Consider the following 23,703-nt stretch of genomic DNA (forward strand, 5'->3'; position numbering starts at 1 on the left):
CGTCCATGGCCTTGCTGTCGATCGGGCGGGCGCTGCCGCTCGCCTGTCTTCTTGCGCCGCTGCTCGGCGCCTGCGTCGCCGCCGGCGACAGCAGCGCCGGCCGTGCCTCGGCTTTGGCGACGACGGTGTCACGCGCCACGGCCTGCAAGGCGGGCTCGCCGCAGCGCACGACGCTCGACCGTTTCCTCGCGGCCGAGAAGGCGCGCGGCGCCGACGACCAGCAGATTGCGGCGGCACGCGCGGCCTATGTCGGCGTCTCCGAGGCTGAGATGGTCAATCAGGGTGTGCGGCCGCAGCCGTGCACGGCGGAAGAGCGGGCGGAGCTGAAGGCGAGGATGGGTCGCATCCGCGCCGGAGAGTTCGACAAGCTCTGAGCTGCCCGTGCCGATGCCTTCGTCCCCTAAGCTTGCCGCTGCAACGGCTCTGTGCGCGGCGCTCGGCGCCTGCACCGTCGCAGGGCCGATACCCGGCACGGTGGAGTATGCCGCAGCCACCGTCTCGCGCGCCTATGATTGCGGCCTGCCGGTCGATCGCAGCCGGATTATCGCGCGACTCGATCGACAGGATCGGCAACGCTTCGTCGCGGCCAATGCCGGCTATGCCGTGAAGTCCTACAAGGCGCCGCATCGCTGCGAGGCTGGCGAGCGCGAGCGGATCAAGGGCGAAATCGGCGCGCTCGCGCGCCGCTGAAATCGCTTGCTTCCGGCCTCCCGACATGGCCACAAGGCGGCAATGCCCGCCGCCGCCATCACCGCCATCGTCGTCAGCTATGACAGCGCCGAGGTCCTGCCCGCCTGCCTCGACGCGCTGGCCGGGGAGGACGTGCCCGCCATCGTCGTCGACAATGCCAGCGGCGACGACAGCCGCGCCATCGCGGAGGCGAAGGGGGCGCGGGTGATCGCGAATGCCCGCAACGAGGGCTATGGGCGCGCCAACAATATCGGCGTCGCGGCAGCTGAGACGCCCTATGTGCTGATCGTCAATCCCGATCTTGAACTGACGAAGGGCGCTGCCGCGGCGCTTCTCGCGGCCGCCAAACGCTATCCCGATGCCGGAATGCTGGCGCCGCGTATCGTCGAGCCCTCGGGCCGCATCTTCCTGCAGCCACGCTCCTTGCTTTCGCCTGCGCATCTCAACCGCGCCGGCACGATGGCGATCCCCGAGGGCGATGCCTGCCTGCCGTTCCTGTCGGGCGCCTGCCTGCTGATCCGGCGCGACGCGTTCGTCGCGCTTGGCGGCTTCGATCCGGCGATTTTCCTGTTCTATGAGGACGACGATCTGTGCCGGCGCATGCGCGATGCGGGCCATGCGCTCGTCCATGTCCATGGCGCCGAGGCGCGCCATGGTCGCGGCCGCTCGACGGCCCCGTCGCCGCAGCGGCGCTTCAAGGCGCGCTGGCACCTGGCCTGGTCCGAGCATTATATCGCCCGCAAATACGGGCTCGCCGGACCGGGGCCGATCCGGATGCTGGAGAATATCGGCAAGGCTGCGGGCTACGGCATGCTGTTCAGGCGCGAGAAGATGTTCGCGCATGCGGGCTCCGCCGCCGGCGCCCGCGCCTGGCGGCGCGGCGAGACGGCGCTCGCCCATGAAGGACTGGGGGAAATGCCATGAGCCGGGCCCGGTCCACGGTCGCGGAGGCGCTCGCCAATCCGCACAATAATTTCGGCCTGCTCCGGCTGGTCATGGCGCTCGCCGTCGTGGTGTCGCATGCCTTCAGCGTCACTGACGGGCGGGTCGAGCAGGAGCCCTGGTTCCAGACGACGGGGTTCACGCTGGGCGAGCATGCCGTCAACGGCTTCTTCGCGATCTCCGGCTTCCTGGTGACGATGAGCTTCGTGCGACGCGGCTGGCGCGACTATGTCGTGGCGCGCCTGCTCAGGATCGCGCCGGGACTGATCGCGGCGACGCTGATCGTTGCGCTCGTGCTCGGCGCGCTGATGACGACGCTCGACGTTTCAGCCTATTTCAGCGACCCGCGGCTGTGGCGCTTCATCTCGGGCACGCTCACCACCTTCAAGAGCGCGGCGGCCTTGCCGGGCGTCTTCGAGACCAACCCGTTGCCCTTCCCGCTGGGGACGGTGTGGACGCTGAAATACGAGACGCTGTGCTATCTCGGTGTGCTCGTCGCGGGGCTCGCCGGAATACTGGCGCGGCCGCGTCTCGCGCTGGCGGCGCTCCTGGTGCTGACGCTGGCCGTCGTCCTGCGTGAGGTCATGGCGCCGCATGGTTCGAAGGGCACGGAGACGGCGCTGCGCCTGCCGCTGATCTTCCTCGCCGGTGGCGTCGTCTATCTCTATCGCGAGAAGGTGCCGCTCTCGCTGCCGCTGCTGGCCGTTGCGCTGCTCGCGCTGGTGCCGCTCTCCTTCACGCCGTTCTACAAGGCGGCGCTTTATCTCGTCACAGCCTGGGGCGTTCTCGTGCTGGCGCTGGCGCCGGCCCTGACACGGCGCTCGGTCGAGCCGCCGGCCGATCTCTCTTACGGTGTCTATCTCTATGGCTGGCCAGTGCAGCAGGCGCTGCACGCGCTGTTCCCCTCGCTTGGCGCGGTGGCGCTGCTCTGGCCGTCGCTGGCCGTGACCGTCGTCGTGGCGGCGCTGTCCTGGTACCTGATCGAGAAGCCGGCGCTCGGGCTCAAGCGCCGGCTGATGGGCGCTTCCTGAGCGCTTCCAGCAACGCGTCGATCTGCTCTGACAGCAGCAGCGGGATCAGCGGTTCGATCTCGGCGCGAGGCCGGTTCCACCAGGCGGTTTCGACGAGTGCTGCGATCCGGGTTTCGTCGAAGCGATACCTGACGACACGGGCCGGATTGCCGGCGACGATCGCATAGGGCGGCACGTCGCGCGTGACGACGGAGCGCGCCGCGACCACGGCGCCATGGCCGATCGTAACGCCCGACATCACCATGCATTGCGAGCCGAGCCAGACGTCGTGCCCGATAACGACGTCGCCGCGCGACGAATGATAATCCGATCGCGCACCCGCCTGAGGCCAGAGGCCGGGCAGGGCGGGAAAGGGATAGGTCGTCGCCCAGTCGAGGCGGTGGTTGCCGCCGAGCAGGATCTCGACCTGTTCAGCGATCGAGCCGTAGCGCCCGATGACGAGCCGGGCGCCGCTTTCCGGAAAGCGCACCTTGGGGCGCCCATAGGTATAGGCGCCGACCGTGAACTGCCCCGGCCGCCGCGTGATCAGCTTCGCGAGATGCAGCCGGGTCTGGTTGTCCGGGTTCAGGCGCTTGCGCAGCCAGCCGCGGGGGACGGGCGCCAGGCCCGCCCACCACGCCTGGACGGCGGAGGGGCGCCAGTTGCGGTCTTCGGGCGCGACGGCGTGATCCTCAGTTGGTCGCATTTTCTTCACGCGAACCGGTGTCCACTTCGCTTAAAAATGCTCAGCTCACTGCGCATCGGCCTTGAGGTCGATCTTCTCGAAGATCTCCGTCGGCTCCGTCATGGTGATGACGTCGGCGAGGCCCAGGCCCGTCGCCGACTTGGCGCTGGCGGAGACGGTGAGCGTGCCGGGCTTGGCGACGAAGCGGGCGGCGGCGGCGGCGACGCTCTTGGCGCCGTCGGACGGGCCGAGAATGGCGGCAAGGCCAAGGCTCGCGACCATCGTGAACTGCTGGCGGACATCCTCGACCTTGCGCTTGGACTTGCGCGCCTCGTTCTCGACCAGCTTCTCGACCAGGCCGAAATTCTGCAGCTTGACCTGCAGGTTGCGGGCGGTGGCGCCGAGCGCCGCGACCTGGGCAAGCGCGAGATCGCTGGCGAACAGGTCCTTGGTGACGTTGCCGAGCGTGCCGGAGGCCTCGATCTGGGCGAGGCCGGCGCTGCCGAAGGAGAGCGTGCGAATGGCGATCTCGTTCTTGGCTGCCTCCCAGGCGAGGTCGAGCTTGGCCGAGAGGTCGAGCGTGCGGATGCCCATCGCGATCATGTCCTTGGCGGCCGGGTTGCCGGTGGCCTCGGAAACCGGGGTGACGAGCTTGTCGATCGTCAGCGCCAGGCTGGTCGGGATGCCGTTCAACTGCTCGCCCGCCTTGATCTCGAAGGTGCCGAGCGAGATATTGACCGGCTCCTTGCCGGTTATGATCGCGGGCGCGTCGATCGAGATGCCGGCAAGCCGGATGGTGCCGAGGGTCGGGATGAAGCGGCGGAAATCGAACTCGTCGATCGGCTTATCCGGCTCGGCCAGCGCGGCCCGCAATTCGCGGATGACGGAAGCGAAAGCGAAGCCGGAATAGCCGATCGAATCGATGCCGCCCTTGGCCTCGCCGGAGCGGAACTGGAAGCCTTCCATGACGAAGCCGGATTTCGCCGAGGTGTTCTCGCCGAAGGCCATGCGGGCGATCCGCATGTCGACGGCGTCGCCCTTGGCGGTGGTCTTCGGCGGCGGGTTCACGGTCATGACGAGGTCGCGCGCCTCGCCGCTGCCGTATTCGAACATGTCGAAGAGCGAGAGCACGGAAAGGCCGAGCTGCCGTTCGGCCTCGGTCTTCGTCGGCGACTTGTCGGCATCGGCCGTCTTGTCGCCCTGCTTGCGCTCGACCTCTTCGCTCGCCGCCGCGAGGCGGGACATGACCTCGAGCAGCGGCTCGGGGCCGACCTTGGCCGCGAAGCCGCGCGCGGTGGTGCGGCCGAGCGACATCTTGCCGGCCTTGCCCATATCCAGGTTGTAGCCGTCCTGCTCGAAATTCCCGATGATCGGCAGCATCGCCTCGTTGGTGCCGGGCGCTGCCTTCTCGGTCAGGACGCGGGTGATCTGGCGCAGGTCGAAGGCGTCGAAGGCAGTGCGCTTCAGCTCGCCCTTCATCGGGCCGGTCGTGGCGCCGTCGGCCGTGATGCTGGCGCTGGCCGATTCGCCGCGGCCGACCTTGCCCTCGCGGATATCGGTGAGGCGGATGTCGCGATAGGTCGTGGTTTGCTTCTGGTCGCCGACCGTCTGGATCAGCGAGAGTTCCGGCGCGCTGATCTCGGCGGCGTTCAGCTTGGCGGCCCGGCCGGCAGCCGATTCGCCGGTGCCGGTGAACAGGGCCAGGAAGGCGTCCTTCTCGAGGGTCGAGCCTTTGACCGCGATCCTCGGCGCGTTGATCACCAGCTTGCCGAGGTCGATCTTGACGTTGTCGAGCTGGAAATCGGCGGCCCAGGCCGAGGACGCGAAGGTCAGGAACAAGGTGGCCAGGGCCGTGCCTGCGAGATGCGTCGTCCGACGAGGGCGCGCAGCGATCATGGATATCTCCTGGTTCTTTGGTCCGGCGAAACTGCCGCAAGCCGATGACGAAAGAAAGCCGTCAGGCGGCGCCGCGTGGCATCCCGCATTCATATGATGACGAAAGGCTTGACCGAAAGGCGGCGAACGCGGCCATCTGCCGAAGATTTGCCATCGGCCGCTTCTAGAGCATGCGGGCCATGGCCGCCACGGAGTCCAAAGCGATGCATGCCGTCAGAACCGCTCTCGCCGCCGTCGCGCTGGCGCTGATCGCCTTGGCCCCGGCCGGGCTGCAGGCGCAGGGCCAGCCGGCCGCAGCCGGAGGCGCGGGCCTCGAATCGCTCGTCATCGTCAGCGGTGGCACGCGCCACACCTTCCAGGTCGAGGTGATGCGCACGCCGGATCAGCGGGCGAAGGGCCTGATGTTCCGCAACTACATGCCGACTGACCGCGGCATGCTGTTCGATTTCGCCGCCACCGAGCCGGTGGCGATGTGGATGCAGAATACCTATATTTCGCTCGACATGTTGTTCATCCGGGCGGATGGCACGATCGCGCGCATCGCCGAGCGCACCGAGCCGCTCTCGACGCGCACGATTCCCTCGGGGGAGCCGGTTCTGTCCGTGCTGGAGATCAATGGCGGTGTCAGCAAGCAGCTCGGCATCAAGGCGGGAGACAAAGTCGAGCACGCGCTGTTCAAGCGCTGAGGGGTGCGGCGGCCAGATTGCTGCACAGGGGCGACGCGATGCGGTTGGCTTTCGCTTGCCGGCGCGGCCTGTGGCATGATAGCGAACCGCAACGTTTGGAATGCTTCGTCGGGGTATAGCGCAGCCCGGTAGCGCATCTGCTTTGGGAGCAGAGGGTCCCAGGTTCGAATCCTGGTGCCCCGACCATCATTCCGAGGTTGTATGAAGCGGTTCGCGTCGCGGGCTGCACAGGTTTGGTGACGGCAGAGCGCTTTCATGACCGCACGCATCTATCGCCCGGCCCGCACGGCCATGCAGTCCGGCACGGCCAAGACCGAGCGCTGGCTGCTCGAGTACGAGCCGGAGGCGCCGCGGCAGATCGAACCGCTGATGGGCTGGACCTCGTCCTCGGACATGAAGAGCCAGCTCAAGCTCTGGTTCGACAGCGAGGCTGCTGCCGTTGCCTATGCCACGCGCAACGGCATCGCCTATCGCGTCGAACAGCCGAACGAAGCCAAGCGTCGCACGGCCTCCTATTCCGACAATTTCAAGTTCACGCGCGTCGGTCAGTGGACGCATTGATGCCGACAGGCGAGGGACTTCCCTCGCTTTCGGGCCCGTAGCTCAGATGGATAGAGCAGCAGCCTTCTAAGCTGCTGGTCGCAGGTTCGAATCCTGCCGGGCTCGCCACAATATCAAGCACTTAGCCTTTGTCGCGGTGCTCAGCCAGTTGGAAGAAGTCTGCTGCTTTCCAACTGACATTCAGTTTTCGTTCTGGCCGCGCCGCTTCTGGCGCCCCGCGAGGCGGGCCTTGTCGAAGGCCAGGACGGCGTCGACATCGACCGGCGCATAGGTCTTGTGCAGGGCGTTCGAGGTCTGGATGCTGTTGGCGAGCTTCGCCGAAAGCAGGCCCGGGTTGGAGCTGCCGCTCGCGTTCGCCTCGCCGCTGCCGGAGCGGCGCATGTCGCGCAACTGGCGATCGTCGCCCTCGTCGCGGATCGTCGCGAAGGCCTTGGCCATCTCGTGATCCTTGAACGGTTGGCCGTTCGCCTTGCGCCAGAGATAGGCCTCTGGTGTCAGCTCGAGCCCTCGCCAGGCCCAGACAGATTCGCAAAGCTTCTGCGTGCGCCGGCTGACGGTACCGATCGCCGCGCGGCCGGTCTTGATGCGACCGTCCTTCGAGCGGTCGAAATACAGCGCCTTGCGCTCACCCTGCTTGAGATAGGCGACATGGCGCCCGGTGAGCAGGCGCGTGTCGCCCGGCGAGAACAAGGTGTCCCAGGTCACCGCGATCATGCAGGCAAGATCGAACTGCCTGGCCCGGATCGCCCGTTTGACGAGGATGACAGCTTCGCCCTCGGTATAGGTCTGCCAGCGCGGCGGCGGCGCCTTGTTGCGTAAGCCGAGCGAGGGGTCATCGCCGCGCGCGACCTTCATCGCCCGCATGACCTTCCAGAGCTTGCGCCAGACCTTCAGCGTCTTGTGGGCGACGCCGGTGCCATGCTCCTCGACGAGCTCGGCCCGCCAATCGTCCATCAGCTCGAAAGTCAGGGTATCGGGGGCGGCTTCGCCCCAAGCATCGCGAACGCGATACCAGGCCGGCCAGAGCACCTTGTTGCGGGTGCTGTGCGGCATGGAATCCCAAGCCTTCGTCCTGATCCAGCGCTGAAAGGCCTCACCTACAGAGTTCGGCGGATAACGGCGGGCGGCTTCGGCGGTCTCGCGGCTCGCATCCGCCGCGACAGGGGCCGGCGTCTCGCCGTTCAAGACCTTGAGCCATTCCTGATAGAGATCGACTGCGATCTTCTGGCTGCGCGCGTCGTCGTCGCCGAGCGGCTTAGGCAGGAACCCTTGCGCCTGCATCGCCTTGGTCGGCTGCCAATAGCGCTTGCCATTCTTGACTGGCGAATAAGGGATTTTCACCTGGCCCATCGACGCGCTTTCCGCTCGGCCGCGAGATCGGCAGCGTTGCGTGCTCCCGTTGCGCTCGTCAACTCCGGGAAGAGATGGGGCGTGCGCAGGCGGCGCCAGCGCTCGAAAGCCTCGGGATCGATGCGATTTGTCATCGGATCGGGCGCGGGCAGGCCGCGCTTCAGGTATTCAGGCAGCCGCGCGCGAAAGGCCTCGGCGCTATCGAAGCCGAGGGCCCGGGCGACCGTGGAAAGCGGCAGGTCGTCGATGACATGGGCGCGGGCCATGGCGATCCTCAGAACGGGATATCATCATCGAGGTGCGCGCTGCCGCCGCCCGATGATGTGCCGCCATAGGAATCGCCGTCGCGCGCCTGGCTGTAGCTCTGGCCGCTCTCGCGCGTGCGGGTCTGGCCATAGCTGTCCTGCGAGGGCGGCTCGCGCTCGGCCTTGTCGAGCAGGGTGAGTTCGCCGCGGAAGCGCTGGAGCACGACCTCGGTTGAATAGCGATCGTCGCCCTTCTGGTCCTGCCATTTACGGGTTTGAAGCTGGCCCTCGAGATAGACCTTCGAGCCCTTCTTCAGATACTGCTCCGCCACCTTGGCCAGCGCCTCGTTGAAGATGACGATGCTGTGCCATTCGGTGCGCTCCTTGCGCTCCCCCGACTGCTTGTCGCGCCAGGTTTCCGAGGTGGCGATGCGGAACGAGGCGACAGGCTCGCCCTGCGCGGTGCGCCGGATTTCCGGGTCCCTGCCCAGATTGCCGACGAGAATGACCTTGTTGACGCTGCCGGCCATGTCAGGCTCCCTTTTTGGCGTAATGGTCTCGCAGCAGGCGCTCAGCTTCATCTGCAGCATGCAGAGAGATGCTCGCGGCAGCTTTCAAGAATGAGCGAAGCCCGTGCTCGTAAGGCTTCAGGTAAGCCTCACCCATGTGCTTGTAGAAATGCTCGATCAGCTTATCGATGCCGTATCCTGTGAGCGCATCGAGCGCCCGCATCTCGTCCAGATTGATCGTGATGACGGCTTCAGCTTCGATCTTCGGCCGGAAGTGGTTCACTTTGGCCATGTCAGGCTCCGATCTGGCTGAAGAGGTCGCCGGTCTCTCGCTGCGCCGCCTGGGCGCGCAGGAGCGGAGCGGCGATGCTGCGGTTGATCTCGGCGCGGATGATGGCCGCCGTGGCGCGGATATAGGCGCGGCGGGCTTCGCCGCGGCCCCGCTTCTTCGGACAGGCCTCGGCCTTCGCGAGAGCGAGTTTCGCGTCGAGCCGCCGGCGGTGGAGGCTCGCAAGACTACTCATCGTAATCGTCCCAACTGCCATCGTCGGCCCAGTCGTCGATGTCTTCGTTGATCCGATCCTGTTGACGCTGAAAGCAGGGCCGGCAGATGTGATAGACCGGTCCGCCCAGCCCTTCCTCGTAATCGCGCGTCCAGACCCGCTCGGTTGCATCTTGCTTGCACCAGTCGCAGCTCCCGGAGCTATCCGAGCACTCCTCGCGCATCTTCTTGGCGCAGGCGTCGCAGAGGTCGTGCTGCTCCGAGCCAAAGCTGTCAGTCTCCCCTTGCACGCGAACCGTCGCCGGTTCGCTGCAGTCGTCACACTGAATTTCTTGAGGCGGGGCGCTTTTTTGGCCGGGCAGCCCCCCTGGGCCGCGAACATCTGCCATCGCGTGCTCCTCACTTCGGCGTGACGAGCTCGGCGATGGCCGGCTTGGCGGCGGCGAAGCCGCGCAGGATGCGGTCGTAGGCGCCGGCGTTGGCGTCGATCCAGGCGACGTTCGCTACGAAGAGCGCGTCGACCGTGATGGTCTTCACCGCCTTGGTGCCGTAGACGGTGCCGCCCGGCTGGATGCGCGGATAGGTGCCGCTCGGGATCTCGGAATAGCCGTAGACCTCCTTGCCGCGGGCATCCTTGGCGACCTTGCCCATGTCCCAGTCGTCGGTGCCGGCGAGCACGATGCGGTCGCCGTTCTGCTGGGCATCGTTCTTCAGGTAGCTCGAGCCGAGCGCGCCGACCCAGAGCAGGCACTGGACCTGGCTGCCATCGGCCACGGCCGAGAGCGCTCGCCCGCCGCTGCGCGCGTCGACCATGACCGGCGCATAGCGCTTCTTGTCGGCCAGCACGAAAGCGTCCCAAGTGGTGCGGGCGCCGCTCCCGTCAGGGCCGACGGCGACGGTGTGCTTCTTGCCGAGATCGGTGACGCGATCGACCCCGGAACCCCGGTTGCAGAGCAGATGCGCATGCTCCTGGTAGAGGATGCCGGCGCGCTCGATCGCCGACAGCGCCTGCGCATTGCGGCTGGAATAGACCAGCAGCGCATCGGATTGAACGAAGGCGCCGTCGCATTCGCCCTTCACGACCTTGTCGAGGTTGTCGAGCGAGCCTTGCGTTGGGATGACGTCGAGCTTCAGCGAGTTGGCCGTCTTCTTGAGGAGATGGCCGGCCTTGAAATAGTTGCCTGCCTCGCTGCCGGTGCAGAGCCGGAATGACGGCTGCTGGGCGAAGGCTGTCACGCTGAACAGCGTGCCGAAGGCGAGGGCCGTGACGGCGGTATAGGCAAGGCGACGCATGGGATGATCCCTTCGTGTGGCGGCCTTCAGCGGCCGAGGATGCGGGAGAGGCGGCGGGTCAGGCGGACCACCGCCCAGAGGACGGTGCCGAGGCCGATGAGCGCGAGGACATCGGAGAGGCGGGTGACGAGAGCCCAGAGCATCAGGCGGGCTCCTCGAATGTCGGGGTGAAGAAGCCGAGCATGCCCTTGCAGGGACGGAAGGGCAGCGGCCGGGCGTTGCGCAGCACGATGCCGAACGGCCCGACGAACCACGGGTCGTCACTGTGCTCGATGCAGTCGACGATCTCGGCCTCGCCGACGATGCCGCCGAAGTCGAGGCCGAAGGGCGGGTCGATCTCCTTGGGCAGAGATTCCCCCGTGACGGGGTGATTGCCGATGCAGAGATCCTGCCACGGCTCCTCGTCCAGCTTCTTGCCGGCGTGGATCAGTACCGGCCCGCGGTAATGGCAACGCCACGTCCGGTTCTCGATCGACTTGTGGCCGTTGACGATCAGCCAGGCCCAGGGCTGCATGATGGAGAGCGCCTTCATGGCTCTACTCCCTCGATTGCGCTGCACGCCTGGTGGTCGATCGTGATGGTGACGAGGGCGGTCTGCCCGACGCGATAGGCCGGCGAGCCTTCGGTCGCATCCCGGAATTCGATCTTGGTCGACAGGTCGCGGCGTCGCAGGTTGACCTTCGCCTCTTTCGCGACGGCCTCGATCACGATGCGCTCAAGCACCGCCCGGTCGAGAAAGGCCGTGATCTTTTCCAGATGCTCGGTTTTTGTCTCCAGCTTCATGGCTCAAACCCTCATCGGCATGAGCACGACGAGGAGGCTGTCGCCTTCGCGCCGCTGGAGGATGGCTGGGGCGCCGGGCTCTGCGAGCTTCATCTGCAGGCTGTCGCCGCCGAGCACGCCGAGGATGTCGAGCAGGTAGCGGGCGTTGAAGCCGATCTCGATCGCCACGCCGTCATAATCCGGCGTCAGCTCCTCGGTGGCCGAGCCGCTGTCGGGATTGGAGACGTTGAGCGTCAGGCTGCCCGACGCAAGCCCCAGCTTCACGGCGCGGCCGCGCTCGCTGGAGATGGTGGCGACGCGGTCGATCGCCTGCTTGAAGGCCTCGGCCTCCAGCGTCGCGACCTTGTCGTTCCCGGCCGGGATGACGCGATGATAATCCGGGAAGGTGCCGTCGATCAGCTTCGAGGTCAGGGTGGTGGCGCCGGCGGTGACGCGGATCTTCGTCGGCGAGAGCTCGACGCCCACGTCGCCCTCGGCCTCCTTCGCCATGCGGGCGAGTTCGGCCACGGTCTTGCGGGGAATGATGACGGCCGGCATAGCCTCGGCGCCGGCAGGGGCGGGGAGTTGCAGGCGCGAGAGCTTGTGGCCGTCGGTCGCGACTGCGCGCAGCACGGTGGCGCCCTCGACCTCCATGGCGTGCATGTGGATGCCATTCAGGTAATAGCGGGTCTCCTCCGTCGAGATCGCAAAGCTGGTCACCTCGACGATCTCGGCCAGCGTCTTCGCCGGCAGGGCGAAGCGGCAGGTGAATTCGCCATCGGCGATATCGGGGAAGTCCGATTCCGGCAGCGTCTGAAGCGTGAAGCGCGAGCGGCCGGATTTCAGGGCAAGGGATGGCTGGGTGCCGATCGGCTCCAGCGTGATCGCGGCTTCGGCCGGGAGCTTGCGCACGATGTCGCTGAGCGTGTGTGCCGGCAGGGTGATGGCGCCGGCCTCCTGGACATCGCAAGGCAGGCTGGTCTCGGCCTTGATGTCGAGATCCGTGGCACAGAGCGCGAGCTTGCCGTCGCCGGCGCGCAGCAGGATGTTCGACAGGACGGGGATGGTGTTGCGGCGCTCGACGACGCGGGAGAGCGAAGCCAGGGCGGGCGCGAGCACATCGCGCGGGATGGTGATCTTCATGGGTCGCTCTCGCGGTGAGGAAAAGAGGCGGGGCCGAAGCCCCGCTAGTGCCGAGGCGAGGGCCTAAGCCTCGGGGGCGCCTTCGAAGGTCGGGAGCTCTGTCTGCTCGGCAACCGTGATCAGGTCGTCGCGCACGCGCTCGGTGACGAACTGGTCCGGCCGATACATCTGGTAGAACCAGACGATCTTCTGCCCGGCCTTGCGGTAGCGCAGGCGCACCGGCAGGCTGACCTTCTCGCCCATGAAAAACGGCGCGATCGACAGCATGAAGATGCCGGGCACCTTCAGGGGCTTGCCGTCGCCATCGGTATGCGTCTCCTCGAAGGCCACCTGGGCCTCACCGGAGGCGAGGTTGACGACGTTCTTGACGACGCTGTCGACATTGACCTGAAGGCCGCGCGAGAGCTGGATAAGCTGCGCCGGCGTGGCGACCGTCGTGCCGAAGTCGCGCTCCAGCCAGATCCGCTCGGCATCGGTCGGGGCCGAGAGATCGGCAATGCGATCCTCGAGGAACGCGGCGAACTTGCCCTGTTCCATCGGCTCGCCGTTCTGCTCGACAAAGGCCTTCCATTCCTCCGACGAGGGGAAGGAATAGGAGACGCGGTGCTTCAGGTTGTCCGCGGTGCCTTCGCTCTTGGCCTCGTGATAGTCGACCACCGTCTGGAAGGAAGGCTTCTTCCAGTCCGTATCGGCGAAGACGGCGGAGTGCGCGGTCTTGTGACGGTTGGTCAGGTCGATGAAGGCTTGCAGCGTCAGCGCGCGGGCCGTGCCGGTCTTGCGGGCGGGCTTGACGCGGAACGCTTCGATCAGAGCCTGGGCGGGCTTCACGTCGCTGTTGCGATTGTCGAAGATGGCCGGGATAGCCGTCGGCAGGCCGGGGCCGAGCGCGGGCAGCGACACGATCTTGATTTCGGAGCCCATGCTCTTCCGGGTGAGATCGACGATCGCGGCGATGCCCTTGTCGGAATTCGGGATCGTTCCTTCGAGCAGCATGTCACCGAAGACGGGCTCCAATGATTTCGGGTCTTCCTTGGCCATGGCTGGCTTTCCTTTGCTGGCGGATGAGAGGGGTCAGGCGCTGGCGGAGACGCCGCGCGGGCCGGAGAACATGTCGGTCTGCTGGGGATGCTCGGGCGAGAGCGAGCCGTCGTCGGTGACCCAGTAGAAGGAGGAGCCGCGCGGCTTCTTCGGCAGCTCTGGCACGATGTCGGTCTCAATCGTGACGGTGCCCAGCTCGACCGTGAGGTGGAACGCGACCTTGACCTTGCCCTTGACCTTGGCCTTCGGGCGGTTGCCGGCCATCTCCTTGAGCTTGGCGAGAGATTCCGTGATGGCGTTGCCGAGATCGGTGGCGAACTCGCCACCCTCAAGCACGCCGACGATGGTCTGCGCATCGCGGATCTTCTTCATTGGCCGGAGCCTTTCGTTGCGGTTTGGGGCTGAGCGGGGAAGCGGGAGTCGAAGTCGCGCAGGCAGCGATCTGCCCAGGTCGTCGCCACGTCGCTGTTCATGCACGACGCGGATGTGGCCACAGCTATCCAGGCTGTGAGCCAGACCTGCGTCCGATCGACCGGCTCGCCCTTCTGGGTGAGGATGTTCACGGACTAAGCCTCCTCAAGCTTGCGGACAGGGCGCGCGCCATCACGGCGCGGTCCGGATTTCGACGGGGGATTGGCGGTTACGCCGCCGAAGCGGTCCGGCAGGTACTTGCGCAGCCGGTCGCGGTATTCGTCGGCGGCGACATGCCAGGGCCACGGCCTGATCTTGCCGAGCATGCGGACAGGCTCGGTGGCCTCAACCAGCGGGTTCCATGGCTTCGGCGCCAGGCCGAGCAGATGCGCCCGCTCGGTCGCGAGCAGGCCGAGATCGTACTCCTCGACGATGCGGCGATAGATTTCCGGGCAGCCATCGGCGCCCATCCCGGCCGCCTGGTAGATCGCCAGATCGATGCGCCGCTTCATCAGCTTCTGCATCGCCTTGACGATCTTGCCGGCGCCGGGCTGGAGCTGCTCGGCCGTCTCGCATTCGGCCTCGGCGATCGGCGTCGCCTTGTCGCCGAGCACGAATTCGTGGGCATCGTGCAGGAGGAAGGCGGCAGCCGCGTCGCGGTCGCGGTGCTTGCGCCAGATCGCATCGGCGCCGATGACGCAGTGCTGCGCGATCGAATAGACGCCGCCGCGGACATGGCCGGTATAGCGCGACTGGCGCGCCAGGGCCTCGGGGATTGCGACCTCGAAATCGACATCGCGCCAGTCCGGGCGCAGGAGATCGAAGGCGCGATCGGTCGGACCGTTGGAGCAGGTCTGAAGCCAGGTCATTGGCCGGCCTCCGTCGTCTCGGGAAACGGCGCGCCCGCCTTGCGAGCCAGCGCCGCAAAACTCTTGTCGATCTGAGCGGCTTCGATCATGCCCGCGACGGCGTCGGACTGGATGGTGTCGACCCTGCCGTCGCGAATGTTGGCGAGGATAAGTTCGGCCCGGCGGCCGAGCCAGTGCGCGGATTTGACCAACGCCTCGGCGTCGTTGCGGAGGTTGCCATGTTGTTGCGGTGTCATGCCCGCCCCCCGAATAAGCGGCCGAGGCCGATCTGATCCATCTGGAGCTTCCAGAGGAGATTGTTGGCGCGGAAGCGGATGTCGGCCGGCGCGCAGGCGCAGGCGAGGATCGCGTTCATCAGGTCGATGAGCGACTGGCGCTGATGCTCGGTCATGCGCGCCTCCGCAGGGTGCGGCGCAGCGCGGTGGCGCCTGCATAGGTGAGGAGAAGCCAGAGCCCGCCCATCAGTGCAGCCTCTGGAAGGCCTGGCCGATGAAGGCCGGCATGATGCCGCAGCCGGCGGCGGCGACGAGCAGGGTGGCGAGCAGGGCAACGGTCTGCGCGGCGACGATCGCCAGTTCGCGGAGCATGCAGCCGAGGGTGACCGAGCGGCTCGCCATTAGACGACGCCCGCGATCAGCGCGCGCGCCCAGAGGCCGAACGGAATGGCGAGGATGGCGAAGCAGGCGGCCTCCTGCCGCCAGCTGATGTTGCGAACCGTGGAGCGGTTGCCGGTGACGACGCGCGGCTGCGGATGAGCCGCCTCGTAGAGGGCGAAGGCCTTGGCGCCGCAGCGATCGACCTGGGCCTGCAGCCAGCCGAGGCGGACGAGATCGACGAGCAAGACGCAAGGGGCGTCGCCGCCATCGTTCACGAGCGCGGCGACATCCTCGACCATGCGCTCGGTGATGGCGCCGACTGACACCATCTCGTGACGGGCGAACGGCCAGATATAGCCGTCATCGACGGCTTTGCGGCTTTCGAGATAGCCACGGCCGAACGTGTCGGCAGGGTGGGCGGCTTGCAACAAGGCGGCCTCCATCAAGCCACTGCCCGCAGCTCGGGCTGCGCGACAGCGGGGGTGAGCGGGAAAAGGCTGACGAGGAGGGCGCCATTTTCGATGGCGAAATCGGCGCAGGCGGGCTCAACGAAGCTGTCGAGCAAGGGCGCGATGTCCTCGCCCTGCAGCGTGGTCGGTGTGGTGACACCGACGCGCAGGACGCGGGATTGATTGAAGCAGGTGAGCTTGTGGGCCGCGCCGGGCTTCTCGACGCGGGAGAGCTGAACCCGGCCGCGATCGTCGCCCAGGCCGAGCGCGATGACGATCCGGTCGCCCGGCTGCCAGTTCAGTGCTTCGGCAAGTTCGCGGGAAATCGCGAAGGTGACGCGCCGCCGGTCAAGTTGGCGACCGCGGCGCTCGACGGCGATGCGAAGGCGCTTGCCGCGGACTGCCGGGCCGGCGCTGGGGAGCAGAGGAAGGAATGCCAAGACGGCCTCCATCGGTGACGATGGAGGTCATACTTTTCGATAAACGAAAATAAGTCAAGCGGTGATTTTCGATTATCGATCTATCGGCCGCATCTCCAGAGGTACCGCCCGCCCGCCTGGTCCATTGTTGCGGTGCATTCCAGCGTCTGATCGATGCTCAATTTCGTATGCTTGACGCGCACGAAGCCGGTCAGCTCATGAGAGGATTTCCGTAAAAGCGAGACCTCCTGGACGGTTCTATCGCCGCTCTTTTCGTATTCCTCCTTTATAGACCGCTTGACCTGCTCAATCTGGTCAGTGCTGAAGCCGGTCGAGAGGTTGTATAAGTAGTATCCGCCGATCGCGAGAACGATGATTGCAATCAGCGTCTTCATTGAGTCCCCGCTAGAATCTTGTCGCTGGATTGATAAAATCGAGAACGTAAGCGCAAATGCTAACCTCGTCCCCGTCGTGCTCTCCGACTTCAATCGCTTCCTGAAACTTCGGGTCGGTTGAATCTGGCCAGAGATATTGCCGACCGTCTGAAGACATCTCCAGCCGCTTGACTGTTGTCTCGCCAGACCCGTTGCGCATGCGCAGCGCGACCACCCAATCGCCATCGCGCGGCAAACGGGGCGCGGCGTGAATTTTCAGGCAACGTACAAGACTGCCGCTAGCGGCCCGTCTGTTGATCGAAGGTCCGCGGACCTTCAGCAGATACTGATCGTCCTCAGCGAATCGAGGATCGAAAGGAACGTCGACATAATAGCGCTCGAAGCTATCAGCTTCTGGTTCAGTCCACACGCCTGCAGCCACTTCCCCCACCACCTCCAGCTTCGTCAAAGCGGGAGCTTCACTCTCAAACGGTGAAAGGGGCCTTAGCGCAGCGGGTGCATCGACATTGAGATAGCCTGCGATGATCGAGATTTCGCGGGCTTTCAGCTCGCGGTCTCCATTCAGTATCTTGGTGACGACGGACGGCGATCGGCCGAGCGCCTTGGCAAGGCCGATCCTCGATTTGTCTGGCTTCTCCAGGCCGTCGAGAATCCACTGAATATCCATGGTTCTCTCATTCTCCGCGGATCGCAAAGGCGCAATCGCGTTTATCGAAATGATCTCTTGACTTTAGTTTTCGGTTATCGAAAATAAGGTCATGGAACCGGCCCTTGGCATCATCATCAAGCTCGGTGGGCATCGCGCCGTCTCGGCGGGCATCGGCGTCGCCTACACTGCGACTTATCGATGGACCTATCCGAAGGAGCGCGGTGGGTGCGGCGGCGTCGTGCCCAACCGACACGTTCCCGCGCTGCTGAAGCTCGCGGCGTCAGTTGGTGTTTCGCTTCAGCCGTCCGACTTCCTGCCCTTGGGTTGCGAGGCCTCGGCATGACCCGCCGCGCGCCGCGCCTTCGCCATTCCGACCAGCGCCTGGCGCAGGTGGCCTTCGGCCGCCCGCAGCCGCGCCGTGTCCTGTCCTGCCGTCTGTTTCTGCTTCTCGTCCATGGGGTTCCGCCTCCGTGATCTGATGGGCTGACCGTCTGCCATCACCGCCGTTTTCCCAACGAAAAAGCAGAGGGGCTTTTTTCGTGAGCCATATTGCTTTGCCTGAAGGTCTGTTGCCGCTGCTGAAGACGGCCGGCCGCGCCCTGGTGAATGCCTGCGCCGCGCCCGGCCAGACCGGGCCGCAGCGTGTCGAGGCCATGACCGGCTACAGCCAGGGCCAGATCTCGAAATGGCAGAGCGAGAACGACCCGGCGCTGATGCCGATCCATGTCGCCGGCCTGCTCGAGGCCGCGACCGGGCAGCCGATCTTCTCCCGCGCGCTGGCCTCGCTCTCCGGCCACCAGCTCATGCCGGTCTCGGGCGCCAACGAAGATGAATTCTGCCTCATGCGCTCGGTGATGGCGACGACCGCCAGCCAGGGCCGCTTCGCCGCACAGGCGATGGAAGCGATCGCCGACCAGAAGCTGACCCGCGGCGAGATCAAGGGCCTGCTCGCCACCGCCATCAAGAACCAGGAGGAGTTCGGCGAGGTCATCCGCCGCCTCGCCGAGCGGGCGGGGGAGTGAGATGGCCGCACGGGGGAGCATCAAGCCAGGCTCGCTGACGGCCCGCGTTCTGGCGGCTGTCACCGCCGCCGACAGGCCGATCGGCCGCGCCGTGCTGCTGGCGCCGCTCAGCCGGACGGAGCGGATGTGGCTCGGCCGTACGCTCGACCGGCTGGTCACGCTCGGCCATATCCGCGAATGCCGCGCCGGCTTCACCGCGACCGGCGCGGCGCCGGCGCCCGTGGCGCCTGGCATCTGCGACCCCGAGCAGCTCTCGCCCGGGCAGCGCGCAACGCTCGCCGCCGTGATCAGCCGCGCCAGGGGCTACGCACAATCCGGTTGCCCCGGCATCGCCGCCGGCCTGCTGGAGCGCGCGGCGCAACGCCGCCTGCCGGCCCATGTGCAGCAGGATCTCGCCGCGCTCGCCGCGCTCGTTCTCGAAGCCGGCCACACCTATCGCGATGTCGCCCCGGCGAGGGCGGCAGCATGAAACGCCGGTTCACCCTGCAGAAGGTGGGCAAGTGGCGCCGCTCGGCCGCGCGCGGCATGGCCAAGGCCGGGTTCCCGGCCGTGATCATCGCCGCCGTGCTGCGGCTGAAGCGCGCCACGGCCGAGGACATCGTCGCCGGCAAGCACGCGCCCGGCGCACTGTGGAGCGCGGCCGAGCTCGCGCTGTTCCGGGAGGGGAAGTGATGGCGAGTTTTCGCATCACGAAGACCATTTGCCCGTCGTGCAAGGGAAGCGGCCGCGCCGATTTGTTCGACATCTCCTGCCTTTGGTGCGGCGGCTCGAAGCGGCTCAGCGTGTGGGATGTGAACGCCTGGTCCCAGCAGGTCTGGGTGATTGCCGGCGGCGGTTACATCGCGGGCGACCATAGCTTCGAGGATTGCCGGGCGATGGAGGCCCAGGCAAACGCCGCGCGGCGTCTGGCCGGCCTGCCGGAGTTGTCGGCATGACCGCGCGCTCTTTCCTGGACGGTCGCGTCGTGCTTCATCCCGGCGATTGCCGGGAGGTGCTGCGCGGGCTCGCTGATGCCTCGATCGATTCGATCGTCACCGATCCGCCCTATGCGCTGGTTTCGATCGGCAAGCGCTTCGGCAAGCCCGGCGCGGCGCCGACCCGCGACGGCGATGTCTATTCCCGCGCCTCGGCCGGCTTCATGGGCCAGAACTGGGACACGGGCGAGACCGCCTTCGCTGCCGAGTTCTGGGTCGAGGCCCTGCGCGTGCTCAAGCCCGGCGGGCATCTCGTCGCGTTCTCAGGCACCCGGACCTATCACCGCATGGTCTGCGCGATCGAGGATGCAGGCTTCGAAATCCGCGACCAGCTCGCCTGGATCTATGGCTCGGGCTTCCCGAAGTCGCATGATGTGTCGAAGGCGATCGACAAGCTGGATGCGGCTGCAGAGCGCCGCCGCCGCGCCTTGACCTTCACGGCCTGGGTTCGCTCGGTCGGGCTGACTGCCCGCGCGATCAATGAAGCGACCGATACAGTGATGGGCTCGCACTATGTCACGGACAAAGAGCAGCCGCTCGTCGCGACGCGCGAGCATCTCGAGCTGCTGCGCCCGTTGGTGGCAACGCCGGTCCCCGATTGGGTCGAGCATCTCGTCGACGATCGCGAGGTCGAGAGCGCGAAGGCGCGCGGCAAGGCCGCGACCCCGATCGGCGGCCTGTTCGCGGAGGCGGCGGAATGAGCGACCGCCAGTTCGGACAGGTGTCCTTTCAGGAGGCGGGCCGGCCCGTCACCGCGCGGCCGATCACCTGCGCGGCCTGCGGCACGCGCGAGCTCTTCCGCCTGACCTCCAGCCAGAGCCGCTCGGTGCGGATGGCGACGAATTATTTCGAGCGGCTCGGCTGGGTCGTCGGCGCCAAGCCCGCGAAGGATCTCTGCCCTTCATGCCGCGCGGCGCGCCGGCACGACCATCAGGAGCGCCGCGCGCTGCGCGAGGGCGTCGACAGCAAGGAGTCACTCATCATGGCGAAGCCGCAAGCCGCACCCGTCAAGCCCTTTGCTGAGCAGCCGCGCCAGCCGACCCGCGATCATAAGCGCATCATCCATATGAAGCTGTCGGAGATCTATCTCGTGGCCGAGCAGCGCTATGATCGCGGCTGGTCCGACGAAAAGCTCGCCGCCGATCTCGGCATCCCGCGCGCCTGGGTCAAGGACGAGCGGACCGGCTATTTCGGCGATGGCGAGGGCGGCGAGGATGTCGCCGAGTTGCTGGCCAAGGTCGATGCGGCGATCGCTCATGCGGTCAAGATCGAAGCGGAGATGGTCGCGTCCCGCCAGGCCTGCGAGGCCATGCTGACGCGCCTGCGCGAGATCGAACGCGAGGCCAAGCCGCTGCGCGCGCTGGTGCCGGCATGAGCGAGGAAACCCTGCTCTCGGCCGCGCGGCGGGCGCGACGCTTCTTCCTGATCGACGAGGCCCATGGCGGCCTGACCAGCCGCGACACGCTGATCGCGATGGATACGCTGGCGCTCCAGATCGAAAAGGAAACGCAGCGCGAGAAAGATCGCGCCGCCGGGATTGACCAGCCGCGGGCCGAGGCATCGTCGGGGCTATGACCATGCTCGAGCACGCCCTCGCTTTCGCTGCACAGGGCTTCCCGGTGTTTCCGTGCAAGCCGACTCAGAAGCCCGATCCGGGCTCGAAGGCGCCAATGCTTCCGAAGGAAAGCGCGCCCGGCGCGAAGGATGGCGGGCATTGGCTCGCCAGCCTCGACGCGGGCGTGATCAGCGGCTGGTGGAAGCGCTCGCCCACCGCGCTGATCGGCTTTCCGACCGGTCTGCGCTCGCGCTGCATCGTCGTCGATCTCGACCCGAAAGACCATCCGACCAAGGTGATGCTGGCGGCGCTGACGCGATTCTGCGGGCATCTGCGCGAGGTCGATCCGGAGACTGGCGAGATCGTCGAGCCCGTGATCGCGAAGACGCAATCGGGCGGCCTGCATCTCTATTTCGCCTGGCCGGACGAGGCCGTGCTGGCCGAGGTGACGGAGAACCTGGCGCGGCTCGGCCGGCCGTTCTCCGGCGCGATCGGCAACAAGGCTAACCTGTTCACGCGCTTCCTGCGCGATGGCGAATGCCCGGTCGAGCTCGCCCATATCGATGTGCGCGGCGAGGGCGGCTATGTCATCGCGCCGCCTTCCCTGATGGTGGACGGCAAGGCTTACGAATGGCTGATGCCGCAGGTCTCGCGCCTGCCAACCCTGCCGCGGCGCCTGCGCGGCGTCATCACCGGCGAATTCCTGACCGAGGCGGAACGGGCGCAGCGTCGCGCCGCAAAGCAGGCTGGAGCGCGTCATCGCAGCGAGGGCGCCAGCGACAGCCAGGTCGCCCGCTTCGTCGAGGGTGCGGTGAACTGGGCGCTGGACTTCGCGCGCAAGGCGCCGCCCGGCCAGCGCAACCAGGATGTCTTCCAGGCGGCCTCGCATCTCGGGCGCTTCGTGCGCTCCGGCCATCTCGATCGCGGCAGGGCGGAAGCCCTGCTGCTCGCGAACCTGCCCGCCGGCGTCGAGCCCAGCGAGCACAAGATCCAGCAGACCATCCGCAACGGCCTCAACGCGACCGAGCGCGGAACATTTTCACCCGACGAGATCGGGCGGGGGCGAGCCGCGTGACCGACATTCCTGCTGACGATCTCTCGGCCGAGAGCCTGCGCGCGCTTATCACCGGCGCGGAGGCCGAGGCCGGCCCCGCAACCCCGTTTGATGGGCCGGACTATGGCGAGGATGACGAGGACGGCCCGTCCGACATGCCGGTCGAAGGGGTGAACCTCGGCGATGTCGAATGGTGCGCCTCTCTCGACGCATCAGACACCGATAATGGCAAGCGCCTGCTGCGCCATTGCGGGCAGGATCTCGCCCGTATGCACGAGGTCGGCTCCGACAAGGCGAGCTGGGCCGTGTGGACCGGCACGCATTGGGACGCCGCCGACGGCGCTTTCCAGGCGCTGGCCAAGGCGCAGACCATCGGCGGGCTGATCGGGCTCGAGGCGGAATTCCTGCGCCATACGCCGCAGGAAAACGCCGCGATCCGCAAGGCGCAGCGCGAGGGCACGAAGGAGAACATCGCCGCCAAGGACGCTGCCCTGGTGGCACTGGAAAAGCGCCAGGCGAAGCGGCGCGGCTTCGGCGTGACCTCGAAGAATTCGGCCCGGCTTTCCGCTATGCTGACCTGCGCCGCGCCGCATTGCGTGGTGAAGCCAGAGGCCTGGAATGCCGAGCAGCGGCTGACCTATGTCGCCAATGGCACGCTGCGCTTCCTGCGCGAACCCACGCAGCCCGATCCCGACGACCCGGCGAGCTACCAGAACAGCCATCGCGGTCGGCATGTCTTCGAGCCCGAGGGCTGGCGCCGCGAGCACCGCGTCACCCGCATGATGCCGGTGGCCTATGACCCGCAGGCGAGGGCGCCGAAATGGCGCGAGTTCATCGCGCAGATGCTGCCCGAGGCCCTGGTGCCCGGCGTGGCGGCGGCCGTGCAGAAATATTCGGGCATCGGGCTGACCGGCGTGCCGGTGCAGCTCCTGCTGTTCCATTACGGCCTCGGCGCCAACGGCAAATCCGTCTTCCTCGAGGTGTTGGCGCGCATCTTCGGCGCGCTGGGGGAGGGGCTGCCAGCCGAATCGATCTCTGGCCAGGCGCAGAGCGCGGCGGGATCGGCCTCGCCGGATCTGGCGCGCCTGCCGGGCGTCCGCTTCCTGCGCATAACCGAACTGCCGCAGGGCGAGCCGCTGCGCGAGGCGCTGGTGAAGCGCCTGACCGGCGGCGAGAAGATGGACGTGCGCACGCTGTTCAAGGGCTATTTCGCCTTCCAGCCGCAGTTCAAGGCGCACATGTCCGGCAACGGCTATCCGAGCATCACCGGCTCGGACAACGGCATCTGGCGGCGCATGGCCGTGGTGCCCTGGAAGGTGACGATCCCCGAGGAGCAGCGTCGCGACTTCGAGGAGATGGTCTGCGAGCTCTGCGAGGAGGGACCGGGCATCCTGAACTGGCTGATCGAGGGCATGGAGGCCTTCGACGCCGAGGGGCTCGTGCTGCCGCCCTCGATGGTGGAGGCGGCGAAGGAATACCGCGAGGAGATGGACCCGATCTCGGTGTTCATCGAGAGCTGCGTGCGATCGATGCCGCCGGATACGGTCGAGCCGGTGCGCGCCAGGCACGCCTTCGACTGCTACGAGACCTGGTCTCACGAGAATGGTCGTCGCGCGAAGACCGAGACGGCTTTCGGCCGCGTCATGGGCCAGCGCTTCCAGCGGGCGAAGACGGCTGCCGGGCAAGTCTATCTCGACATCGAGTTGCACGACATCCCGGCGCGAACCTACCGGCCCCGCAACCCCGATGACACCGGTTCGGACCGTCCATGACCGTCCATTTCGTGGAGGGTTGTGGAGGGTTCATGGAGGGTTTCGGCCGACCCTCCATCGCGGTTTTCGGTTTCGGTTCAATGACATGGCAAGCGCTGTGGAGGGTCTGGAGGGTTTCTCGTGCCCGTATGCGTATTCAAAGGGGTTCGGGGTTGGAGCTATTTCTCATGCGTCTAGACCCTCTCAAACCCTCCATACCCTCCATCAAACGCCTCAAGTATCTGAT

39 protein-coding genes and 2 tRNA genes are annotated in these 23,703 nt (G+C 66.6%); 17 read left to right on the forward strand and 24 right to left on the reverse strand.

Annotated features, from left to right (window positions below):
- Positions 1-5 precede the first annotated feature (5 nt).
- Genes AC6RIC_RS10790 through AC6RIC_RS10805 form a run of 4 tightly spaced genes read left to right on the forward strand, consistent with a single transcriptional unit; the run spans position 6 to position 2,663 of the window.
- On the forward strand, positions 6-374 hold the full coding sequence (locus tag AC6RIC_RS10790; RefSeq protein ID WP_499736162.1) for a hypothetical protein: 369 nt from the start codon (positions 6-8) through the stop codon (positions 372-374).
- Positions 375-387: 13 nt separating this feature from the next.
- On the forward strand, positions 388-690 hold the full coding sequence (locus tag AC6RIC_RS10795) for a hypothetical protein (RefSeq protein WP_499736163.1): 303 nt from the start codon (positions 388-390) through the stop codon (positions 688-690).
- Positions 691-732: 42 nt separating this feature from the next.
- The gene (locus AC6RIC_RS10800; RefSeq protein WP_499736164.1) at positions 733-1,614 is read left to right on the forward strand and encodes a glycosyltransferase family 2 protein; all 882 of its coding nucleotides are present in this window, start codon (positions 733-735) and stop codon (positions 1,612-1,614) included.
- Entirely contained in the window at positions 1,611-2,663 is a 1,053-nt protein-coding gene (locus AC6RIC_RS10805) for an acyltransferase family protein (RefSeq protein ID WP_499736165.1), read from the forward strand. The genes AC6RIC_RS10800 and AC6RIC_RS10805 overlap by 4 nt, the downstream gene beginning before the upstream one ends.
- Here AC6RIC_RS10805 and AC6RIC_RS10810 read toward each other — a convergent pair.
- Positions 2,635-3,357, reverse strand: coding sequence for a CatB-related O-acetyltransferase (locus AC6RIC_RS10810; protein ID WP_454656342.1), 723 nt, complete (start codon positions 3,355-3,357; stop codon positions 2,635-2,637). The two genes, AC6RIC_RS10805 and AC6RIC_RS10810, sit on opposite strands and share 29 nt — an antisense overlap.
- Before the next feature lie 36 nt (positions 3,358-3,393).
- Entirely contained in the window at positions 3,394-5,223 is a 1,830-nt protein-coding gene (locus AC6RIC_RS10815; RefSeq protein ID WP_499736166.1) for an aq_1923 C-terminal domain, read from the reverse strand.
- Between the two features lie 203 nt (positions 5,224-5,426).
- Between AC6RIC_RS10815 and AC6RIC_RS10820 the strand changes: the two genes are divergently transcribed.
- The 4 genes from AC6RIC_RS10820 (at position 5,427) to AC6RIC_RS10835 (ending at position 6,578) form a co-directional block, all read left to right on the forward strand.
- Positions 5,427-5,909 (forward strand): DUF192 domain-containing protein, encoded by a 483-nt coding sequence (locus tag AC6RIC_RS10820; RefSeq protein WP_499736167.1) that lies wholly within the window; start codon positions 5,427-5,429, stop codon positions 5,907-5,909.
- 109 nt (positions 5,910-6,018) lie between these two features.
- Positions 6,019-6,095 (forward strand) — tRNA-Pro (locus tag AC6RIC_RS10825).
- 69 nt (positions 6,096-6,164) lie between these two features.
- Complete coding sequence (locus tag AC6RIC_RS10830; RefSeq protein WP_454656350.1) at positions 6,165-6,470, forward strand: ETC complex I subunit; 306 nt, start codon at positions 6,165-6,167, stop codon at positions 6,468-6,470.
- A 31-nt stretch (positions 6,471-6,501) separates the two neighbouring features.
- A tRNA-Arg gene (locus tag AC6RIC_RS10835) sits at positions 6,502-6,578 on the forward strand.
- A gap of 72 nt (positions 6,579-6,650) precedes the next feature.
- Here the strand turns inward: AC6RIC_RS10835 and AC6RIC_RS10840 are convergent.
- The 22 genes from AC6RIC_RS10840 to AC6RIC_RS10945 form a co-directional block, all read right to left on the reverse strand.
- Positions 6,651-7,820 carry a hypothetical protein gene (locus AC6RIC_RS10840; RefSeq protein WP_499736168.1) on the reverse strand — a complete coding sequence of 390 codons (1,170 nt, stop codon included), beginning with the start codon at positions 7,818-7,820 and terminating at the stop codon, positions 6,651-6,653.
- Positions 7,808-8,086 carry a hypothetical protein gene (locus AC6RIC_RS10845; protein ID WP_499736169.1) on the reverse strand — a complete coding sequence of 93 codons (279 nt, stop codon included), beginning with the start codon at positions 8,084-8,086 and terminating at the stop codon, positions 7,808-7,810. Before AC6RIC_RS10845 ends, AC6RIC_RS10840 begins: the two co-directional genes overlap by 13 nt.
- A gap of 8 nt (positions 8,087-8,094) precedes the next feature.
- Entirely contained in the window at positions 8,095-8,595 is a 501-nt protein-coding gene (gene ssb, locus AC6RIC_RS10850) for a single-stranded DNA-binding protein (RefSeq protein WP_499736170.1), read from the reverse strand.
- A gap of 1 nt (position 8,596) precedes the next feature.
- Complete coding sequence (locus AC6RIC_RS10855; protein ID WP_499736171.1) at positions 8,597-8,866, reverse strand: hypothetical protein; 270 nt, start codon at positions 8,864-8,866, stop codon at positions 8,597-8,599.
- A 1-nt stretch (position 8,867) separates the two neighbouring features.
- The gene (locus tag AC6RIC_RS10860) at positions 8,868-9,098 is read right to left on the reverse strand and encodes a hypothetical protein (protein ID WP_499736172.1); all 231 of its coding nucleotides are present in this window, start codon (positions 9,096-9,098) and stop codon (positions 8,868-8,870) included.
- A complete protein-coding gene (locus AC6RIC_RS10865; RefSeq protein ID WP_499736173.1) occupies positions 9,091-9,465 on the reverse strand; it encodes a hypothetical protein in 375 nt (124 codons plus the stop codon). The genes AC6RIC_RS10860 and AC6RIC_RS10865 overlap by 8 nt, the downstream gene beginning before the upstream one ends.
- A gap of 10 nt (positions 9,466-9,475) precedes the next feature.
- The gene (locus tag AC6RIC_RS10870) at positions 9,476-10,369 is read right to left on the reverse strand and encodes a TAXI family TRAP transporter solute-binding subunit (RefSeq protein ID WP_499736174.1); all 894 of its coding nucleotides are present in this window, start codon (positions 10,367-10,369) and stop codon (positions 9,476-9,478) included.
- Between the two features lie 142 nt (positions 10,370-10,511).
- Positions 10,512-10,901, reverse strand: a complete 390-nt coding sequence (locus AC6RIC_RS10875; protein ID WP_499736175.1) for an ASCH domain-containing protein — start codon at positions 10,899-10,901, stop codon at positions 10,512-10,514.
- Positions 10,898-11,152, reverse strand: a complete 255-nt coding sequence (locus tag AC6RIC_RS10880; RefSeq protein ID WP_499736176.1) for a hypothetical protein — start codon at positions 11,150-11,152, stop codon at positions 10,898-10,900. The genes AC6RIC_RS10875 and AC6RIC_RS10880 overlap by 4 nt, the downstream gene beginning before the upstream one ends.
- Positions 11,153-11,155: 3 nt before the next feature.
- Positions 11,156-12,274 carry a DNA polymerase III subunit beta gene (dnaN, locus tag AC6RIC_RS10885; protein WP_499736177.1) on the reverse strand — a complete coding sequence of 373 codons (1,119 nt, stop codon included), beginning with the start codon at positions 12,272-12,274 and terminating at the stop codon, positions 11,156-11,158.
- Between the two features lie 63 nt (positions 12,275-12,337).
- Positions 12,338-13,312 carry a DUF2303 family protein gene (locus AC6RIC_RS10890; protein ID WP_499736178.1) on the reverse strand — a complete coding sequence of 325 codons (975 nt, stop codon included), beginning with the start codon at positions 13,310-13,312 and terminating at the stop codon, positions 12,338-12,340.
- 33 nt (positions 13,313-13,345) lie between these two features.
- Complete coding sequence (locus AC6RIC_RS10895; RefSeq protein ID WP_499736179.1) at positions 13,346-13,684, reverse strand: YfdP family phage-associated protein; 339 nt, start codon at positions 13,682-13,684, stop codon at positions 13,346-13,348.
- Positions 13,681-13,875, reverse strand: coding sequence for a hypothetical protein (locus tag AC6RIC_RS10900; protein ID WP_499736180.1), 195 nt, complete (start codon positions 13,873-13,875; stop codon positions 13,681-13,683). Before AC6RIC_RS10900 ends, AC6RIC_RS10895 begins: the two co-directional genes overlap by 4 nt.
- Positions 13,876-13,878: 3 nt before the next feature.
- Positions 13,879-14,592: a hypothetical protein gene (locus AC6RIC_RS10905; protein WP_499736181.1), complete on the reverse strand. Its 714-nt coding sequence runs from the start codon at positions 14,590-14,592 to the stop codon at positions 13,879-13,881.
- Entirely contained in the window at positions 14,589-14,828 is a 240-nt protein-coding gene (locus tag AC6RIC_RS10910) for a hypothetical protein (RefSeq protein WP_499736182.1), read from the reverse strand. The genes AC6RIC_RS10905 and AC6RIC_RS10910 overlap by 4 nt, the downstream gene beginning before the upstream one ends.
- Positions 14,825-14,983: a hypothetical protein gene (locus AC6RIC_RS10915; protein WP_499736183.1), complete on the reverse strand. Its 159-nt coding sequence runs from the start codon at positions 14,981-14,983 to the stop codon at positions 14,825-14,827. Before AC6RIC_RS10915 ends, AC6RIC_RS10910 begins: the two co-directional genes overlap by 4 nt.
- 70 nt (positions 14,984-15,053) lie before the next feature.
- Positions 15,054-15,209 carry a hypothetical protein gene (locus AC6RIC_RS10920; RefSeq protein WP_499736184.1) on the reverse strand — a complete coding sequence of 52 codons (156 nt, stop codon included), beginning with the start codon at positions 15,207-15,209 and terminating at the stop codon, positions 15,054-15,056.
- Complete coding sequence (locus AC6RIC_RS10925; protein WP_499736185.1) at positions 15,209-15,619, reverse strand: hypothetical protein; 411 nt, start codon at positions 15,617-15,619, stop codon at positions 15,209-15,211. The genes AC6RIC_RS10920 and AC6RIC_RS10925 overlap by 1 nt, the downstream gene beginning before the upstream one ends.
- A gap of 11 nt (positions 15,620-15,630) precedes the next feature.
- The gene (locus AC6RIC_RS10930) at positions 15,631-16,077 is read right to left on the reverse strand and encodes a hypothetical protein (protein WP_499736186.1); all 447 of its coding nucleotides are present in this window, start codon (positions 16,075-16,077) and stop codon (positions 15,631-15,633) included.
- An 80-nt stretch (positions 16,078-16,157) separates the two neighbouring features.
- The gene (locus AC6RIC_RS10935; protein WP_499736187.1) at positions 16,158-16,451 is read right to left on the reverse strand and encodes a hypothetical protein; all 294 of its coding nucleotides are present in this window, start codon (positions 16,449-16,451) and stop codon (positions 16,158-16,160) included.
- A 10-nt stretch (positions 16,452-16,461) separates the two neighbouring features.
- On the reverse strand, positions 16,462-17,118 hold the full coding sequence (locus AC6RIC_RS10940; protein WP_499736188.1) for a LexA family protein: 657 nt from the start codon (positions 17,116-17,118) through the stop codon (positions 16,462-16,464).
- A 279-nt stretch (positions 17,119-17,397) separates the two neighbouring features.
- The gene (locus AC6RIC_RS10945) at positions 17,398-17,556 is read right to left on the reverse strand and encodes a hypothetical protein (RefSeq protein WP_499736189.1); all 159 of its coding nucleotides are present in this window, start codon (positions 17,554-17,556) and stop codon (positions 17,398-17,400) included.
- A gap of 83 nt (positions 17,557-17,639) precedes the next feature.
- On the opposite strand from AC6RIC_RS10945, the gene AC6RIC_RS10950 reads away from it, so the two are divergent.
- Genes AC6RIC_RS10950 through AC6RIC_RS10990 form a run of 9 tightly spaced genes read left to right on the forward strand, consistent with a single transcriptional unit; the run spans position 17,640 to position 23,477 of the window.
- Positions 17,640-18,122 carry a phage regulatory CII family protein gene (locus AC6RIC_RS10950; protein WP_499736190.1) on the forward strand — a complete coding sequence of 161 codons (483 nt, stop codon included), beginning with the start codon at positions 17,640-17,642 and terminating at the stop codon, positions 18,120-18,122.
- A 1-nt stretch (position 18,123) separates the two neighbouring features.
- Positions 18,124-18,591, forward strand: a complete 468-nt coding sequence (locus AC6RIC_RS10955) for a hypothetical protein (protein ID WP_499736191.1) — start codon at positions 18,124-18,126, stop codon at positions 18,589-18,591.
- Positions 18,588-18,794, forward strand: coding sequence for a hypothetical protein (locus tag AC6RIC_RS10960; RefSeq protein ID WP_499736192.1), 207 nt, complete (start codon positions 18,588-18,590; stop codon positions 18,792-18,794). The genes AC6RIC_RS10955 and AC6RIC_RS10960 overlap by 4 nt, the downstream gene beginning before the upstream one ends.
- The gene (locus tag AC6RIC_RS10965) at positions 18,794-19,057 is read left to right on the forward strand and encodes a hypothetical protein (protein WP_499736193.1); all 264 of its coding nucleotides are present in this window, start codon (positions 18,794-18,796) and stop codon (positions 19,055-19,057) included. Before AC6RIC_RS10960 ends, AC6RIC_RS10965 begins: the two co-directional genes overlap by 1 nt.
- Positions 19,054-19,797, forward strand: a complete 744-nt coding sequence (locus AC6RIC_RS10970; RefSeq protein ID WP_499736194.1) for a DNA methyltransferase — start codon at positions 19,054-19,056, stop codon at positions 19,795-19,797. Before AC6RIC_RS10965 ends, AC6RIC_RS10970 begins: the two co-directional genes overlap by 4 nt.
- A complete protein-coding gene (locus tag AC6RIC_RS10975; RefSeq protein WP_499736195.1) occupies positions 19,794-20,471 on the forward strand; it encodes a hypothetical protein in 678 nt (225 codons plus the stop codon). Before AC6RIC_RS10970 ends, AC6RIC_RS10975 begins: the two co-directional genes overlap by 4 nt.
- On the forward strand, positions 20,468-20,671 hold the full coding sequence (locus AC6RIC_RS10980) for a hypothetical protein (RefSeq protein WP_499736196.1): 204 nt from the start codon (positions 20,468-20,470) through the stop codon (positions 20,669-20,671). The genes AC6RIC_RS10975 and AC6RIC_RS10980 overlap by 4 nt, the downstream gene beginning before the upstream one ends.
- Positions 20,672-20,673: 2 nt before the next feature.
- The gene (locus AC6RIC_RS10985; RefSeq protein ID WP_499736197.1) at positions 20,674-21,726 is read left to right on the forward strand and encodes a bifunctional DNA primase/polymerase; all 1,053 of its coding nucleotides are present in this window, start codon (positions 20,674-20,676) and stop codon (positions 21,724-21,726) included.
- On the forward strand, positions 21,723-23,477 hold the full coding sequence (locus AC6RIC_RS10990; RefSeq protein WP_499736198.1) for a DNA primase family protein: 1,755 nt from the start codon (positions 21,723-21,725) through the stop codon (positions 23,475-23,477). Before AC6RIC_RS10985 ends, AC6RIC_RS10990 begins: the two co-directional genes overlap by 4 nt.
- Positions 23,478-23,703: the final 226 nt, after the last annotated feature.

Source organism: Allobosea sp. TBD101 (assembly GCF_059817965.1).

Coding starts and splice junctions, on each gene's coding strand:
- AC6RIC_RS10870 (WP_499736174.1), bottom strand. CDS start 10,369: ATGCGTCGCCTTGCCTATACCGCCGTCACGGCCCTCGCCTTCGGCACG.
- dnaN (WP_499736177.1), bottom strand. CDS start 12,274: ATGAAGATCACCATCCCGCGCGATGTGCTCGCGCCCGCCCTGGCTTCG.
- AC6RIC_RS10975 (WP_499736195.1), top strand. CDS start 19,794: ATGAGCGACCGCCAGTTCGGACAGGTGTCCTTTCAGGAGGCGGGCCGG.
- AC6RIC_RS10790 (WP_499736162.1), top strand. CDS start 6: ATGGCCTTGCTGTCGATCGGGCGGGCGCTGCCGCTCGCCTGTCTTCTT.
- AC6RIC_RS10970 (WP_499736194.1), top strand. CDS start 19,054: ATGACCGCGCGCTCTTTCCTGGACGGTCGCGTCGTGCTTCATCCCGGC.
- AC6RIC_RS10815 (WP_499736166.1), bottom strand. CDS start 5,223: ATGATCGCTGCGCGCCCTCGTCGGACGACGCATCTCGCAGGCACGGCC.
- AC6RIC_RS10945 (WP_499736189.1), bottom strand. CDS start 17,556: ATGGACGAGAAGCAGAAACAGACGGCAGGACAGGACACGGCGCGGCTG.
- AC6RIC_RS10830 (WP_454656350.1), top strand. CDS start 6,165: ATGACCGCACGCATCTATCGCCCGGCCCGCACGGCCATGCAGTCCGGC.
- AC6RIC_RS10985 (WP_499736197.1), top strand. CDS start 20,674: ATGCTCGAGCACGCCCTCGCTTTCGCTGCACAGGGCTTCCCGGTGTTT.
- AC6RIC_RS10845 (WP_499736169.1), bottom strand. CDS start 8,086: ATGGCCCGCGCCCATGTCATCGACGACCTGCCGCTTTCCACGGTCGCC.
- AC6RIC_RS10920 (WP_499736184.1), bottom strand. CDS start 15,209: ATGGCGAGCCGCTCGGTCACCCTCGGCTGCATGCTCCGCGAACTGGCG.
- AC6RIC_RS10910 (WP_499736182.1), bottom strand. CDS start 14,828: ATGACACCGCAACAACATGGCAACCTCCGCAACGACGCCGAGGCGTTG.
- AC6RIC_RS10935 (WP_499736187.1), bottom strand. CDS start 16,451: ATGAAGACGCTGATTGCAATCATCGTTCTCGCGATCGGCGGATACTAC.
- ssb (WP_499736170.1), bottom strand. CDS start 8,595: ATGGCCGGCAGCGTCAACAAGGTCATTCTCGTCGGCAATCTGGGCAGG.
- AC6RIC_RS10820 (WP_499736167.1), top strand. CDS start 5,427: ATGCATGCCGTCAGAACCGCTCTCGCCGCCGTCGCGCTGGCGCTGATC.
- AC6RIC_RS10865 (WP_499736173.1), bottom strand. CDS start 9,465: ATGGCAGATGTTCGCGGCCCAGGGGGGCTGCCCGGCCAAAAAAGCGCC.
- AC6RIC_RS10855 (WP_499736171.1), bottom strand. CDS start 8,866: ATGGCCAAAGTGAACCACTTCCGGCCGAAGATCGAAGCTGAAGCCGTC.
- AC6RIC_RS10860 (WP_499736172.1), bottom strand. CDS start 9,098: ATGAGTAGTCTTGCGAGCCTCCACCGCCGGCGGCTCGACGCGAAACTC.
- AC6RIC_RS10890 (WP_499736178.1), bottom strand. CDS start 13,312: ATGGCCAAGGAAGACCCGAAATCATTGGAGCCCGTCTTCGGTGACATG.
- AC6RIC_RS10805 (WP_499736165.1), top strand. CDS start 1,611: ATGAGCCGGGCCCGGTCCACGGTCGCGGAGGCGCTCGCCAATCCGCAC.
- AC6RIC_RS10800 (WP_499736164.1), top strand. CDS start 733: ATGCCCGCCGCCGCCATCACCGCCATCGTCGTCAGCTATGACAGCGCC.
- AC6RIC_RS10980 (WP_499736196.1), top strand. CDS start 20,468: ATGAGCGAGGAAACCCTGCTCTCGGCCGCGCGGCGGGCGCGACGCTTC.
- AC6RIC_RS10915 (WP_499736183.1), bottom strand. CDS start 14,983: ATGACCGAGCATCAGCGCCAGTCGCTCATCGACCTGATGAACGCGATC.
- AC6RIC_RS10940 (WP_499736188.1), bottom strand. CDS start 17,118: ATGGATATTCAGTGGATTCTCGACGGCCTGGAGAAGCCAGACAAATCG.
- AC6RIC_RS10960 (WP_499736192.1), top strand. CDS start 18,588: ATGAAACGCCGGTTCACCCTGCAGAAGGTGGGCAAGTGGCGCCGCTCG.
- AC6RIC_RS10895 (WP_499736179.1), bottom strand. CDS start 13,684: ATGAAGAAGATCCGCGATGCGCAGACCATCGTCGGCGTGCTTGAGGGT.
- AC6RIC_RS10965 (WP_499736193.1), top strand. CDS start 18,794: ATGGCGAGTTTTCGCATCACGAAGACCATTTGCCCGTCGTGCAAGGGA.
- AC6RIC_RS10840 (WP_499736168.1), bottom strand. CDS start 7,820: ATGGGCCAGGTGAAAATCCCTTATTCGCCAGTCAAGAATGGCAAGCGC.
- AC6RIC_RS10875 (WP_499736175.1), bottom strand. CDS start 10,901: ATGAAGGCGCTCTCCATCATGCAGCCCTGGGCCTGGCTGATCGTCAAC.
- AC6RIC_RS10905 (WP_499736181.1), bottom strand. CDS start 14,592: ATGACCTGGCTTCAGACCTGCTCCAACGGTCCGACCGATCGCGCCTTC.
- AC6RIC_RS10955 (WP_499736191.1), top strand. CDS start 18,124: ATGGCCGCACGGGGGAGCATCAAGCCAGGCTCGCTGACGGCCCGCGTT.
- AC6RIC_RS10880 (WP_499736176.1), bottom strand. CDS start 11,152: ATGAAGCTGGAGACAAAAACCGAGCATCTGGAAAAGATCACGGCCTTT.
- AC6RIC_RS10795 (WP_499736163.1), top strand. CDS start 388: ATGCCTTCGTCCCCTAAGCTTGCCGCTGCAACGGCTCTGTGCGCGGCG.